This is a genomic window from Micromonospora sp. M71_S20 (assembly GCF_003664255.1).
Classification (GTDB): Bacteria; Actinomycetota; Actinomycetes; order Mycobacteriales; family Micromonosporaceae; genus Micromonospora.
Genome location: NZ_RCCV01000003.1, coordinates 454,207 through 467,419 on the forward strand (window position 1 = coordinate 454,207; position 13,213 = coordinate 467,419).

A 13,213-nucleotide genomic window follows, 5' to 3' on the forward strand; every position below is an offset into this window, starting at 1 on the left:
TCGTGGGGGTGCCGTTGGCTCCGACCGGGCGGGACATGGCAGGGTGGTCCGGTGACCGACTCAGTACCCGCCGACCGGGCCGTGCCCGGCGCCGAATCCGCCGGCCCCGCCGATGCCGCCGACTGGCTGACCCTGCCGGACGTGGCCGAGCGCCTCGACGTGTCGATCAGCAAGGTCCACCAGATGATCCGGGACCGGGAGCTGATCGCGGTACGCCGCGACGGCGTCCGCCGGACGCCGGCCGACCTGGTGGCCAACCAGACGGTGCTGAAGCACCTGCCCGGCGTGCTCAACCTGCTGGCCGACGGGGGCTACGACGACGAGGGCGCGCTGCGCTGGCTCTACGAGCCGGACGACACCCTGCCCGGCGGCAGCCCCGCGAAGGCGCTCGCCGGCGACCAGGCCCGCGAGGTGAAGCGCCGGGCCCAGGCCTTGGGCTTCTGACCCGCCCCTGACCCGCGCGCCCCGCGCGCCCCGCGCGCCCCGCGCGCCCCGCGCGCCCCGCGCGGGGCGCGCGGGTCAGTCGGCGCGGCGGGTGGCGGCGATGGCCAGGTCGACCAGGGCCTGCCGGGCCTCGGTGTCCAGGTCGACGGCGGCCAGCGCGGCCAGCGCGGTGTCGGTCAGCACGCCGATCCGCTGCTCCGTACGCGCCAGCGCCCCGCTGCCGTCGATCAGCTCGCGCAGCTGGGTGACCCCGGCCTCGTCCAGCCCGGGGTCGCCGAGCCCACCGAGCAGCAGTTCCCGGCCCGCTCCGTCGGTCGTCTCCAGGGCCGCCGCCACCAGGTAGGTCCGCTTGCCCTCACGCAGGTCGTCACCGGCCGGCTTGCCGGTCTGGGCGGGATCGCCGAAGACCCCCAGCACGTCGTCGCGGAGCTGGAACGCCTCGCCCAGCGGCAGCCCGTACGCCGAGTACGCCGCCCGGACCTCCGCCGACGCGTCGGCCAGCGCGGCCCCGAGCAGCAGCGGCCGTTCGACCGTGTACTTCGCCGACTTGTAGCGGGCGACCTTGCCGGCCCGCTCCACCGAGGTGTCCCCGGTCACCTGGGTCAGCACGTCCAGGTACTGGCCGACGGTGACCTCGGTGCGCATGGCGTCGAAGACCGGCCGGGCCCGGGCCACCGTGCGCGGGTCCAGCCCGGCGGAGTGCAGCAACTCGTCCGACCAGACCAGGGACAGGTCGCCCAGCAGGATCGCCGCGGCGTCGCCGAAGCCGTCCGCGTCGCCGCCCCAGCCGGACGCCCGGTGCCGCGCGGCGAACCGCCGGTGCACCGCCGGCTCGCCGCGCCGCGTGTCGGACCGGTCCATCAGGTCGTCGTGGATCAGCGCGCTGGCCTGCACGAACTCCAACGCGGCCAGGGCGGTGACCACCTGGTCGGTGTCCACCCCGCCGGCTCCCCGGAACCCCCAGTAGGCGAACGCCGGCCGCAGTCGCTTGCCGCCGCCGAGGACGAACGCCTCGATCGCCTCGGCGAGCGGAGCCAGGGCGTCGTCGACCCCGGCCATCCAGGCGCGCTGGCCGGCCAGGAACTCGGTCAGGGCCTTGTCGATCCGTTGACGCAGCCCGGCGCGGTCGACGGGGGAAACAGGAGCAGCGTGGGTCACCCCACGACGCTAGCCGGTCGGGGCGGACCCCGTCGCGCCACCGGGGGGCCGACGCGCCGCACGCCCCGTGTGAGCCCGCCGGCCGGCCGGCCCAGGTGGCGGCCCCGGACGGGGCAGGTACGGAGCGGCCGCGGCGGCGAGCGCCCGGTACCGCCGTACGGCCGGCTCGCCGCCGTGCCCGGCCAGCCGCCGGCGTACCTCCGCCAGTTGGCCCAGTGCGCGGGGCGACCCGGCACGGACCGCGTCGAGCAGCGCCTCGCCGGCGACCGCACAGGCCCGCTCCACCTCGCCGAGTTGCAGGTAGCCCCGGGCCAGCCAGCCGCCGTAGATCGCGGAGGTGCGGGGGCCGCGCCGCCGGACGGCGTGCAGCGGCGCCTCGGCCGGGAGCGGTCGGCCCAGTGCGACCAGCGCGCGCCCCGTCATCGCGGCCAACTCCGGCCCGTCGAGCCAGTAGAGCCACGGCGGCTCGCGGCCCGGCTCCGGCGCGTCGGTCACCCGGCGGGCCGCGTCGAGCGCCTGCCGGGCCGCCCCCGCCCGGCCGCCGAGCGCCGCGGCCAGGGCCACCCGGTGCAGCAGCAGGGCGCGCAGGCCGGGGCTGGCCGACCGCCGTGCCCCGGCGTACGCGGTGCGGGCCAGCACCAGCGCGCCCTCCGGGTCGCCGACGCCGGTGAGCAGGTGGCTGGCCGAGCCGAGCACGTGCCCGCCGAGCGCCGGGTCGCCGGCCGTCGCGGCGGCGCGCAGCGCCAGCCGGTACGCGTGCAGGGCGCCCGCGGCGTCCCCCGCGTCCGCGGCGAGCCAGCCGGCGAGCTGGGCGGACTCGGCCAGCTCGGGCAGCAGCCGAGGGCGTGCGGAGGGGGTGCACCCGGACAGCGCCCGCACCGCCCGTCCCAGCCGGTACGCCCCGAGCCCGGCCAGGTCGGCCCCGCCGACGAGGTCGTCGAGCCGGCGCAGCTCCGCCAGCCGTACCGGCCCCGTGCCGTCGCCCCGGTCGGCGGGCCGGGTGGGCGCGCCGGGCAGCAGCACGGCGCGCGGGTCGGCGAGCCAGCGCTGGGCCAGGGCGAGCAGCGCCGCCCGGGGCCGGGACCCGCCGAAGGCCGGCGGCGGACCGAGGTCGCGGGTGCGGGCCGCGGCGGTGACCAGCAGGTCGACCGGCACCGCGAGGACGACGGCGAGCCAGCCGAGCCAGAACTCGCCGGGGACGCGCAGCTGCCGCTCCCACCGGGAGACCTCGTGCCGGCTGAGGGTCGGCACCCCGGACGCGGCGCAGAGTTCGGCCGCGACCCGTAGCTGGCTCCAGCCCCGGGCCAGCCGGAGCTGGGCGAGCAGCGGCCCGAGCAGTTGCGGGCCGGGCGGCGGGGGCGGCGTCATCGGTCCTCCGGGCGGGTGTCGGCGCGGCGGCGGCGCGGGCCCCGGAACGGGACCGGTGCGCCACCGGTGGATGCTGACCCCCGCGCGTGCCCCCGGCAGGTCGGCCTCCGGCCGGGCCCACCCCGCGCAACCCCATGACTACTCCGGGGGTACGACGCTTTCCGGCCCCGGCGGATCCGCGTTCGTGCGGTCCTGCGTCCGCCAGTGTGGGAAGGTCTCGGCCCGGCGGGCCCGGCCCGCTAGAGTCGGGACGTGGCGCTCGGTCTTCCATCGGTCCTCCCCAATCCGCAGCCGGCGATCGGGGAGCTGATCCGTGACCGCCAGCCGACCTTCTCCTTCGAGTTCTTCCCGCCCAAGACCACGCAGGGCGAGCGGCTGCTGTGGCAGGCGATCCGCGAGCTGGAGTCGCTGCGCCCGTCGTTCGTCTCGATCACCTACGGCGCGGGCGGGTCGACCCGCGACACCACCGTCGCGGTCACCGAGCGGATCGCCACCGAGACCACCCTGCTGCCGATGGCCCACCTGACCGCGGTCAACCACTCCGTGGCCGAGCTGCGCCACGTCATCGGCCGGCTCGCCGGGGTCGGGGTGCGCAACGTGCTCGCCGTGCGGGGCGACCCGCCGGGCGACCCGGGCGGCGACTGGGTGCGCCACCCCGAGGGGGTGCTCTACGCCGAGGACCTGGTCCGCCTGGTGCGCGACGCCGGCGACTTCAGCGTCGGGGTGGCGGCCTTCCCCTACAAGCACCCGCGTTCACCCGACGTGGCCAGCGACACGGAGCACTTCGTGCGCAAGTGCCAGGCCGGCGCCGACTTCGCGATCACCCAGATGTTCTTCGACGCCGACGACTACCTGCGGCTGCGCGACCGGGTCGCCGCCACCGGCTGCGACACCCCGATCCTGGCCGGCGTGATGCCGGTGACCCAGATCGGCACCATCGAGCGCTCCACGCAGCTCTCGGGGGCGCCCTTCCCGCCGGCCCTGGCCGACCAGTTCGCGAAGGTCGCCGACGACCCGGAGGCGGTACGCCGGCTCGGCGTCGAGCAGGCCAGCGAGATGTGCCGGCGGCTGCTCGACGAGGGCGTGCCGGGGATCCACTTCATCACCCTCAACCGTTCCACCGCCACCCGCGAGGTGTGGCAGAACCTCCAGGTCGCCGCACGGATGTGACCCCGCTGCCGCGACACCTGAGCGGCGGTGCGACGGTTGTTCCGTGGTGGGCACACAGCTGAACTGGGACGAGTACGCCACGGCCTGGGCACGGCTGCACGGGGGCTTCGACCCCCGGGCGGCGGCCCCGGTCGTCCGCGCCTGGCTGCGGTTCGCCTACCACGTCGGGTTCGTGCTGGGCCGGCTGCGGGTCGGCCCGACCCCGGTCACCGTGGTCGGCGTGCTGCTCTGCGCCTGCGTGCCGCTGTTCGCCGTACGGCCGCAGGACGGTCCCTTCCTCGCGGCGCTGTTCGTGCTGCTCGCCGCGGTGGCGGACAGCGTCGACGGCGCGGTGGCGGTGGCCACGAACCGAACCACCCGGCTCGGCTACGTCTACGACTCGCTGGCGGACCGGCTCGGCGAGGTCGCCTGGCTGGCCGCGTTCTGGCTGATCGGCGCGCCGGGGGCGCTCGTCGTGACCGCCGGTGCGCTCTCCTGGCTGCACGAGTACGTCCGCGCCCGGGCGGTCTCCGCCGGCATGCGGGAACTCGGCGCGGTGACCGTGGGGGAGCGCCCCACCCGGGTCTCGGTGGCCCTGGCCGGGCTGCTGCTGGCCGGGCTGACCGGGCTGATCGAGCCGGACCTGGCCGCCGGCACGATCACCATGGCGACCGCCGTGTGGGTGCTGCTGGCCGGCTTCGGCCTCGGCCAGTTGCTCTCCGCCGTCCGCCGCGCCCTGATCGACGCCGGCTGACCGCGCCGGCCCGCACCGGGCCGTCCCGGCGGTCGACGCGGTGCCCCCGCCCGTCGGCAGCTACCAGGCGGGGCCGATGTCGTCGGCGACGATCTGGGCGGAGAGGGTCACCATCGGCAGGCCGCCGCCCGGGTGGCTGGAGCCGCCGACCAGCCACAGCCCGTGCGCCGGGCCCCGGTTGGCCGGGCGCAGCAGGCCGCCGGCGGTGCCGTAGATCGACCCGCCGGGCGCGCCGGTCGCGTCGTCCAGGTCGGCCGGGGTGCGGACCTCCCGGAACACCAGCCGGTCCCGCACGTCGACGCCGCGCCCGGCCAGCACCTCGAGGACCCGGTCGGCGTACGCCTCGGCGAGGCCGGGCCGGCGCCAGTCGACGGCACCGGTGGCGGTGCCGTGCCGGGGCGCGTTGACCAGCACGAACCACGCCTCGTGACCGGCGGGCCGGACCATCGGGTCGTCGGCCACGGTGACGAAGACGGTGGGATCGGCCGCCGGTCGGGCCCGCACGCCGCGCCCCGGGCGGCCGAAGACCGCGTCGAACTCGGCGTCGTAGTCGCGGGGGAAGAACACGTTGTGGTGGGCCAGCCCGGAGTCGCCGGCGACGCCGAGCAGCAGCACGAAACCGGCCAGGCTGCGGTCGGTCAGCCCGGCCAGCCGGCGCGGGCTGGGCAGCAGGTCCCGGTAGAGGGCGAGCGCGTCGACGTTGGCCACCACCACGTCGGCGGGGACCGGGGCGGTGACGCCGCGCAGGCGTACGCCGTGCACCCGCCCGCCCGCGGCGTCGATCCGGGTGACGGTGGCGCCGGTCTGCACGACCACGCCGAGGTCCAGGCAGCGGGTGAGCAGCGCGTCGGCGAGCGTGCCCAGCCCGCCGCGCAGGTACCAGCCGCCGAAGGTCAGCTCGGCGTAGGGCACGGCGACCAGCGCGGCCGGCGCCCGGCGCGGGTCGGCGCCGGTGTAGGTGGCGTACCGGTCCAGCAGCATCCGCAGCCGGGGGTCGGACAGGTGCCGTCGGCCCAGCCCGCGCAGCGTCCGGCCCGGGCCGATGGCGGCCAGGTCGCCCAGCCGCCAGGCCAGCGCGGCCAGGTCCAGCGGGGAGTCGATCGGGCGGCACAGGATGTCCCGGTGCGACGCCTGCCACACCCGCGCGGCCCGGCGCCACAGCCGCTGCCAGTCCGTGGCGGCCCGGTCGCCGAAGGCCGCGCCGATCCGGGCGGCGAACTCGGCCGGGTCGGCGCAGGAGTCGAGGGCCGGGCCGCCGCCGGGGAAGACGTGCCGCACGATCGGGTCCACTGGCGCCAGGTCCAGGTACTCGTCGAGCTTCGCGCCGGTCGCCTCGAACAGGTCGTGGAAGACGTCGGGCAGGGTGAGCAGGCTCGGCCCGGTGTCGAAGTGGAACGGGCCCGCCGGGGTGTCGCGCACGTACCGGCCGAGCTTGCCGCCGACGGTGCCCGCGCGTTCGAGCACGGTGACCTGGTGCCCGGTGGCGGCCAGCCGGGCGGCGGTGGCCAGCCCTCCCACCCCGGCGCCGACGACCACGATCCGCGCCATGCCGCGCCTCCCTAGGTGACGGGGCGGCCGCGCCAGGACAGGCGACGCCGCTTCCGCAGATGGTACGACCGCAGGGTCAGCCAACCGAGGACCACGACCGACACGGGGTGTGCCAGCGCGTCGGGCCACCACCGGCCGCCGGTCGCCCGGGCGCTGACCGCCCGCCCGGCCACCCCGAGCAGGTAGGCGGCGAGCGCCGCCGCGGCCACCGTCGGCGCGCCGGCGGCCAGGGCGACGACCGCCAGCAGCGGGGGAGCGGTGTAGAGCAGGAGCAGCAGGGCCACCACGACGGCCGCCGCCCCCGGGTGCCCGAAGGTCGCCCAGAGCGACTTCGAGTAGCCGTCGCGCAGCTGCGGCCAGTCCTCGTACATCCGGCAGGCGGCCAGCCGCGAGCCGTCGGCGAGGGCGATCCGGCCGCCGGCCCGCTTGACCGCGCGGGCCAGCTCGACGTCCTCCAGGATCTTCCCGGCCACCACGGCGTGCCCGCCGGCGGCCTCGTAGCCGGCCCGGTCCACCACCAGGAACTGCCCGCCGGCGGCGGCCAGCGACGGCCGCCGCGAACGCTCCATCGCCCGCAGCGGCAGGAAGGTGAGCCACAGCCACTGCAACAGCGGCTGGACCAGCCGGTCGGCCACCGTCGCCACCAGGATCCGGGGGTACGGCGACAGCAGCGTCACCCGCGCGGCACGCAGCTCGGTGACGGCCGCCGCGACCGCGTCCGGGGCGAGCACCACGTCGGCGTCGACGAAGACCAGCGCGGTCGCCGCGGGGTCGGCCCGGGTGGCCAGCTGCCAGCAGGCGTGCGGCTTGCCCAGCCAGCCCGGCGGCGGGGCGACCCCGTGGAGCAGGGTGACCCGGGGGTCGTCGCCCGCCACCGCGCGGACCACGTCCGCGGTGCCGTCGGTCGACCCGTCGTCGAGCACCACCACACGCAGCCGCGGCACGCCCCGCTGGGTGAGCAGCGCGCGCAGGCACGGGGTGACCCGCGCGGCCTCGTCGCGCAGCGGCAGCAGCACCGCCACGGGCTCGGTGACCGGCGCCGGCCGCTCGGCCGGTCGGCGCAGCCAGCGGCCGGCGTTGACCAGGGTGTGCGCGGTCAGCGCGGCCACGCCGAGCAGCAGCGCCAGGACGGCGGTCATGCCGTCGCGTCGACGCCGGGGCGCTGCGGCTGACGGGACCGGTGCCGGTCGTCGCGGCGGGAACGGAGCAGCGTGACCGCCAGCGGCACGGTGGCCACCGACATGCCGACCGCGCCCCAGAGCGCCGAGGCGGGCAGGTCTAGGAAGACCGCGTGGGCCAGCACGCTGGAGAAGTACGTCCACAGCCAGAGCGCGAACATCGGGCCGTCCCGCCCGTCGGTGGTGGCCACGGCGGGCCCGGCCAGCGGACGCAGCGCGCTCATCATCAGCACGGCGAAGAGCAGCCAGCCCAGGTAGTTGCTCACCGGGATGCCGGGCAGACCGGGCAGCGCGGGGGTGGCGTCCCGCCAGACCCAGTAGCCCTCGGCCACCATCTGCGGGTCGAGGAAGAGGTCCCAGGCGGCCAGCCCGACGGCGGCCAGCGCGATCCGCCGGACGACGTACGCGCCGCCCCGCCGCCCCGCCCGGCCGCCGGCGTCGCCCCCGGTCAGCCGGGTGGCGGCCAGCCAGGCCGGCCAGGCCATCCAGGTCCAGGCCAGCGGGATGATCAGCGGCACCCCGGCCAGCTTCGGCCCCAGCTCGCCGGAGTAGTCGTAGCTGCCGAACGGGAAGCCGGTGGCCACGCCGAGCGCCTCGATGGCGAACCCGCCGCCCGTGGCCACCGCGACCAGCGCCGCCGCCGTACGCGGGCCCCGGCTGAGCAGCGCGTGGCCGACCGAGAGCAGGTAGCCGAGCACGACGGTGGCGACGGTCAGCCGGGCCCGGGTCTCCCCGGTGGTCAGCGGGTAGCAGATCTGCGCCAGCACCAGCACGGCCAGCAGCGCCCAGGACAGCCGTCGGGTCACGCGGCGCCCCGGTCGGGCGGGGTGGGTGTCGGCGGCTCCAGCGGCAGGTCCCGGCCGAGCACACCGAACGGGCGCTCGTCGCCGGGGAAGTGGAAGTGGCGCAGGACGTCGACGAAGCCGAACCGGCGGTACAGCCGCCAGGCCCGGGACCGCTGTTCGTCGGCCTCGGGGGTGGAGAGCAGCGTGGTCGTGCCCTCCGCCAGGCTGAGCAGGGCCCGCAGCTGCCGCGCGCCCAGGCCGTGCCCCTGCGCGGGCGGGCGGACGTGCAGCTCGACCACCTCGAAGCAGTGGGTCAGCCAGCGCTGCCGGGTCGGGGCGTCCAGCGCCCGCCAGACCTGGTCGTGCCACCACTGCCCGGAGCCGCCCAGGTAGCCGTAGCCGAAGCCGGCCAGGTGGCCCTCGCTGGTCAGGCTGGCGACGGCGCGGAAGCCGGGTCGGCGTACGTGGGTGGCGATGTAGCCGCGCCGGGACTCCAGCAGCTCCGGGCGGTACCCCATCGCCTCGCCGTAGACGGCCACCACGTCGTCCAGCCGTCGGACGAGATCGTCCGGCGTCCACCGCACCAACCTCATGCCCGTACACCCTCCACCGCTCCCGGATCGCCGTCCGCGACCCACCCCAGCACCGCCCGGTCACCCACCACGTCGCGCACCTCGAACCGCGCGAAGAGCTCCTCCGCGTACCACCCTTCGGTGGGGGTCCGCATGATCGCCGCCCGGTGCTCCGGGTGACGGTACGCGAACGCCACGAGGTCCGTCGGCTCGCGCCACACGCTCACCGTGCCCTGCCAGCCCAGCGGGGCCTCGCCGACGCCGAAGCGGGCCAGCAGGCCGGGTGCGGCGTGCAGCGCGGCGGCCACCGGGGGGATCGCCCGCCAGAAGGTGGCCGCCCGCCGTGGCCGCAGCCGGGCCCGGGTCAGCGCCAGCACCGGGCCGGTGACCCGGCCGCCGGGCGGCTCCCCGAACGGCCGGCGCCCCGACCACTCGCCCCGGCTGCTCAGCGGGCGCAGGTCGACCCGGACGGACGCGCGGGCGATCCGCGCCCAGGCCCGCCCCACCGGCGAGCCGTCGAAGCCGGCCGCGGCGGCGGGGGAGTCCCACACGGTCAGCGCCGCCCACCGGGTGAGGTCGGCGTCGCCCGGCCCGAAGCCGGTGCCGGTCCCGGTGCCGAGCAGCTTGCCGAACCGCACGCCGGGCACGGCGCGCAGCCGGCGGGGGTCGACCGCCATCCGGGTCAACGCCCGGGGCAGCGCGGCGCGGGAGGTGCGCCACACGTGCAGCGTGACCAGCTCCGGGACGTCGGTCCCCATGGTTCGCTCGCTCCGCTCGCTCACGCCACCGCCTCGCTCCGCTCGACGGCGGCGCGAGGCGCCACGCTGCTGAGCCTCATGGTTCGCTCGCTCCGCTCGCTCACGCCACCCCGGTCGGGACGCCGCCGGTGACCCGCAGCAGCTCCGGGTACGTGGTGGGGAAGACCGCCCGCGGCACGCCGCCGGCCGCCCAGATCTCGTCGTACGACTCCAGGGCGGTGTCGACCAGGGTGCGCAGCGGGCGGGGGTGGCCGACCGGGGCGACCCCGCCGATCACCTGCCCGGTGTGCGTGCGGACGAACTCGGGGGTGGCCCGGCGCAGCCGGCCGACCCCGATGGACGCGGCCAGGCCGGCGGCGTCCACCCGGTGCGCGCCGGAGGTGAGCACCAGCAGCGGCGCGCCGTCCGCCTCGAAGACGAGCGAGTTGGCGATCTGGCCGACCGCGACGCCGAGCGCCTCGGCGGCGGCAGCGGCGGTGTGGACCGCGTCGGGCAGCAGGCGGACGAGGCTCGCGGCGCCGGACCCGTCCCGGGCGCCCGCGGCGTCGAGCACGTCCTGCACCGCCCGCACGTTCGGGTGTGGCTGCATGTCGACCATTCTTCCCGGTACGCCGGTCGGCGGCTCAGTCGGCCGTGCCGGGCCCCGACCGGGCGGTGCGGTGCGCCGTCCGGCCGGCTCCGGGCGGGACGGTGACGGCGTCCGGGGCGGGCGGCGCGGCGGTCCGGGCCGGGGCGACCCGGGCCGTCTCGGCCAGCGCGACGCCGACCAGCACCAGGAGCCCGCCGGTGAGCTGGGCGGTGTTGAGCGCTTCACCGGGGCCGAGCACGACCCAGGCGACCGCCGAGGCGAGCACCGGCTCGGCCATGCCGATGATCCCGACGCTGGTCGCGGGGAGGTGCCGCATCGCCCCGGCCACCAGCAGGTACGGCGCGATCGAGCCGAGCACCACCGTGTACGCGCAGAGCAGCGCCACGGGCACGCCACCCTCGGTGTCGGCGGCCAGCGGCTCCCAGCCGCCGGTGCCGACGGTGACCGCGCGGGTGAGCAGGCCCGCCACGGCGGCGGCGCCGAACGCCCAGGTGCACAGCGACAAGGTGTCCCGACACGCCGTGCCGTGGGCGCCGAGCACGTAGTACACGGCGAGGAAGACCGCGGCGCCGAAACCGGCGAGCACGCCGAGGCCGTCCAGCTTCAGCTCGCCCCACACCTCGGCCACGCAGCCGAGGCCGACCAGGCTCAACGCCAGGCCGGCCCAGAGCCGCGGGCGTACCCGGTTGCGCTGGCCGAACCGGGCCCAGAGGGCGACCAGCAGCGGGGCGGTGTACTCGAACAGCAGCCCGATCCCGACCGGCAGCCGGGAGATGGCGACGAAGTAGAGCATCGGTACGGCGAAGAACCCGGCCAGCCCGTACCCGATCAGCAGCGGCAGCTGGCCGGGGGTGGCCCGGAGCCGGCGGGCCCCCGGACGCAGCAGCACGCTCAGGGCCAGCAGCCCGGTGACGGCCCCGGCGGCGCGCAGCAGGGTGAGCTGTGGGGCGTCCAGGCCGGCGCGGAGCACCAGCTTGGAGACGGTGCCGTTGACGGCGAAGAGCCCGGCCGAGGCGAGCACCATGGCGACCCCGAGGACGGGGCGGGGGGTTGTCACGAGCGGAGGCTACTGCCGTGGTCCATTGCCGGCGCCCACCACGGCCGCGGCGACGGGCGCCGGGGCCGGCACCTGCCGGGACGTCGACCGACGCCCGCGCGCCACACGTTGCGTTTTCGTCGGTGGGAGGGTGTACTGTCAGCAGCAGTTAGAACGAGTGTTCGATTGCCTCGAACGCCCGTTCCAACAGACCCGGGGCGGTGTTTCGCGGCGCGGCTCCGGGCGGTGCGGCTCCGCGGGCCGCACCTGGGTCCCGGGCAGTCGCGAGTCCGGGCCCGTCAGGCAGGAGCGTCGCCCGCCGCCCACGACCCCCGGGCGGCGGGCGACGAACCCGCCGGTAACGCCGGCCGGGTGTGGTGTGGGGAAGCGTCCACACCCGGCCGGCCACCCACCGGTGCGTCTTCCTCCGCACCACTCGACCCGGCGTCCCGCCGGCGGCCCAGGGCCGTCTCCGGGGCGGCGCCTCGGCCACGTGGAGGAGACAGTCCCATGCCGACCAACCCGGCTCAGGCACCGACGGTGCCGGCGCACGTGCTGCCGCACCGCACCCCCGCCCAGCTTCTCGCGGTGGCCCGGCGCGGGCTGGCCGAGGCCGCCCAGACCCGTCCCGACGGCCTCCGTTACGCCGCCGCCCACCTGGCCGCGCTCCGGGCGGCCGCGGCGGTGCTCGCCGCCCGGGCGCGTCCCGCCCCCGCCCGACGCCACCGGGTCACCAGCGTCTGGGTCCTGCTCTCCGGTGTCGCCCCCGAGCTCGACGAGTGGGCCCGGTTCTTCGCCCTCGGCGCCGGCAAGCGGGCTGCCGCCGAGGCCGGCATCCCACGGGTCGTGACCGCCCGGGAGGCCGACGACCTGCTGCGCTCCGCCGAGCAGTTCGTCACGGTCGTGGAGGCCGCGCTCGGCGTGGCCCACCAACCGGCGCTCGACGGCCTCGCGGCCTGACCCGGGCACCGGGCACCCGGCCGTCCGGCGGCGACCGGTGCCCGGCGCGCCACGCGCACGTCTGATCCGACAGCACGACGGGGGGTAGGTCCGATGGCGGGCCGGATGGTGGTCGGTTCCGCCGCACTGGCCGGTCTGGTGCGCCCGGCGAGCGCGCCGGACCCGGCGGCTGGTCACCGACTGTTGCCGGTGGCCCCCGAGCTGACCGGGCTGCTGCCCAACCGGGGGTTGCGACGGGGCAGCACGATCGCGGTCGCCACCGGCCAGCCCCGGCGCAGCGGCGGCACCTCGCTGGTCCTGGCGCTGCTCGCCGAGGCGTCCCGGGCCGGCTCGTGGTGTGCCGTGGTCGGGGTCCCGACGTTCGGGGCGGGCGCCGCCGCCGAGTTGGGCATCTCCCTGGACCGGCTCGCCCTGGTGCCCCACCCGGGCCCGGAGTGGGCCACCGTCATCGCCGCGCTGATCGACGGGGTGGACGTCGTGGTCACCGCCGTGCCGACGGCGGTCTCCGCCTCGGTCGCCAACCGGCTGGCCGCCCGGGCCCGGCAGCGCGGCAGCGTCCTCGTCCCGTACGGGCGGTGGGACGGCGCGGACGTGACCCTCCAGGTGGTCCGGGGCGCCTGGGAGGGGCTCGGGCAGGGGCGGGGCCGGCTGCGTCGCCGCGAGGTCACCGTCTCCGCGCGGGGCCGCGGGGCCGCCGCCCGCCCCAAGGAGATCAAGGTCTGGCTGCCCGGGGACGGGCTCACCCGGGTCATTCCCCGCTCCGCTCCCGCCGCCGCCGTCTCCGCCACCGGCCGGTCGACCGCCGGCCGGCTCCGCCAGGTCGGCCCGGCCGTCGCCTCCGCGCCCACCGGCCCGTCGCGTCGTGCCGCGCTCACCCTGGTCGGTCCGACGTGACCGCCGCGCTCGCCCTGGAC

At 77.5% G+C, this 13,213-nt stretch carries 14 protein-coding genes; 5 read left to right on the forward strand and 9 right to left on the reverse strand.

Annotation, left to right across the window (positions count from 1 at the left end; all coding sequences use genetic code 11):
- The first annotated feature begins 51 nt into the window (after positions 1-51).
- Positions 52-444: an Rv2175c family DNA-binding protein gene (locus DER29_RS27300; protein WP_121400514.1), complete on the forward strand. Its 393-nt coding sequence runs from the start codon at positions 52-54 to the stop codon at positions 442-444.
- Between the two features lie 75 nt (positions 445-519).
- Here DER29_RS27300 and DER29_RS27305 read toward each other — a convergent pair whose 3' ends face one another.
- On the reverse strand, positions 520-1,602 hold the full coding sequence (locus tag DER29_RS27305) for a polyprenyl synthetase family protein (protein WP_121400515.1): 1,083 nt from the start codon (positions 1,600-1,602) through the stop codon (positions 520-522).
- Between the two features lie 9 nt (positions 1,603-1,611).
- Positions 1,612-2,970, reverse strand: coding sequence for a transcriptional regulator (locus DER29_RS27310; RefSeq protein WP_121400516.1), 1,359 nt, complete (start codon positions 2,968-2,970; stop codon positions 1,612-1,614).
- A 252-nt stretch (positions 2,971-3,222) separates the two neighbouring features.
- Between DER29_RS27310 and metF the strand changes: the two genes are divergently transcribed.
- Positions 3,223-4,140: a methylenetetrahydrofolate reductase [NAD(P)H] gene (gene metF / locus DER29_RS27315; protein ID WP_121400517.1), complete on the forward strand. Its 918-nt coding sequence runs from the start codon at positions 3,223-3,225 to the stop codon at positions 4,138-4,140.
- Between the two features lie 43 nt (positions 4,141-4,183).
- Positions 4,184-4,873, forward strand: a complete 690-nt coding sequence (locus tag DER29_RS27320; protein ID WP_121400518.1) for a CDP-alcohol phosphatidyltransferase family protein — start codon at positions 4,184-4,186, stop codon at positions 4,871-4,873.
- 60 nt (positions 4,874-4,933) lie between these two features.
- Here DER29_RS27320 and DER29_RS27325 read toward each other — a convergent pair whose 3' ends face one another.
- The 7 genes from DER29_RS27325 to DER29_RS27355 form a co-directional block, all read right to left on the reverse strand.
- The gene (locus DER29_RS27325) at positions 4,934-6,421 is read right to left on the reverse strand and encodes an NAD(P)/FAD-dependent oxidoreductase (RefSeq protein ID WP_121400519.1); all 1,488 of its coding nucleotides are present in this window, start codon (positions 6,419-6,421) and stop codon (positions 4,934-4,936) included.
- An 11-nt stretch (positions 6,422-6,432) separates the two neighbouring features.
- On the reverse strand, positions 6,433-7,560 hold the full coding sequence (locus tag DER29_RS27330; protein ID WP_121400520.1) for a glycosyltransferase family 2 protein: 1,128 nt from the start codon (positions 7,558-7,560) through the stop codon (positions 6,433-6,435).
- Positions 7,557-8,405, reverse strand: a complete 849-nt coding sequence (locus tag DER29_RS27335) for a carotenoid biosynthesis protein (RefSeq protein WP_121400521.1) — start codon at positions 8,403-8,405, stop codon at positions 7,557-7,559. Before DER29_RS27335 ends, DER29_RS27330 begins: the two co-directional genes overlap by 4 nt.
- Positions 8,402-8,977 carry a GNAT family N-acetyltransferase gene (locus DER29_RS27340; RefSeq protein WP_121400522.1) on the reverse strand — a complete coding sequence of 192 codons (576 nt, stop codon included), beginning with the start codon at positions 8,975-8,977 and terminating at the stop codon, positions 8,402-8,404. Before DER29_RS27340 ends, DER29_RS27335 begins: the two co-directional genes overlap by 4 nt.
- A complete protein-coding gene (locus DER29_RS27345; RefSeq protein WP_121400523.1) occupies positions 8,974-9,714 on the reverse strand; it encodes a monooxygenase in 741 nt (246 codons plus the stop codon). Before DER29_RS27345 ends, DER29_RS27340 begins: the two co-directional genes overlap by 4 nt.
- Before the next feature lie 100 nt (positions 9,715-9,814).
- Positions 9,815-10,303, reverse strand: coding sequence for a YbaK/EbsC family protein (locus DER29_RS27350; protein ID WP_121400916.1), 489 nt, complete (start codon positions 10,301-10,303; stop codon positions 9,815-9,817).
- Between the two features lie 34 nt (positions 10,304-10,337).
- Complete coding sequence (locus DER29_RS27355) at positions 10,338-11,360, reverse strand: DMT family transporter (RefSeq protein WP_199729567.1); 1,023 nt, start codon at positions 11,358-11,360, stop codon at positions 10,338-10,340.
- A gap of 489 nt (positions 11,361-11,849) precedes the next feature.
- Here DER29_RS27355 and DER29_RS27360 point away from each other — a divergent pair, with 489 nt between their 5' ends.
- Positions 11,850-12,299 carry an SAV_6107 family HEPN domain-containing protein gene (locus DER29_RS27360; RefSeq protein WP_121400525.1) on the forward strand — a complete coding sequence of 150 codons (450 nt, stop codon included), beginning with the start codon at positions 11,850-11,852 and terminating at the stop codon, positions 12,297-12,299.
- Between the two features lie 93 nt (positions 12,300-12,392).
- On the forward strand, positions 12,393-13,193 hold the full coding sequence (locus DER29_RS27365; protein ID WP_121400526.1) for a hypothetical protein: 801 nt from the start codon (positions 12,393-12,395) through the stop codon (positions 13,191-13,193).
- The last annotated feature ends 20 nt before the right edge of the window (positions 13,194-13,213 follow it).

Bases quoted from the DNA above. Each gene is read 5' to 3' on its own strand.
- DER29_RS27345 (WP_121400523.1), bottom strand. From the start codon at position 9,714: ATGGGGACCGACGTCCCGGAGCTGGTCACGCTGCACGTGTGGCGCACC.
- DER29_RS27365 (WP_121400526.1), top strand. From the start codon at position 12,393: ATGGCGGGCCGGATGGTGGTCGGTTCCGCCGCACTGGCCGGTCTGGTG.
- DER29_RS27310 (WP_121400516.1), bottom strand. From the start codon at position 2,970: ATGACGCCGCCCCCGCCGCCCGGCCCGCAACTGCTCGGGCCGCTGCTC.
- DER29_RS27325 (WP_121400519.1), bottom strand. From the start codon at position 6,421: ATGGCGCGGATCGTGGTCGTCGGCGCCGGGGTGGGAGGGCTGGCCACC.
- DER29_RS27330 (WP_121400520.1), bottom strand. From the start codon at position 7,560: ATGACCGCCGTCCTGGCGCTGCTGCTCGGCGTGGCCGCGCTGACCGCG.
- DER29_RS27350 (WP_121400916.1), bottom strand. From the start codon at position 10,303: ATGCAGCCACACCCGAACGTGCGGGCGGTGCAGGACGTGCTCGACGCC.
- DER29_RS27340 (WP_121400522.1), bottom strand. From the start codon at position 8,977: ATGAGGTTGGTGCGGTGGACGCCGGACGATCTCGTCCGACGGCTGGAC.
- DER29_RS27360 (WP_121400525.1), top strand. From the start codon at position 11,850: ATGCCGACCAACCCGGCTCAGGCACCGACGGTGCCGGCGCACGTGCTG.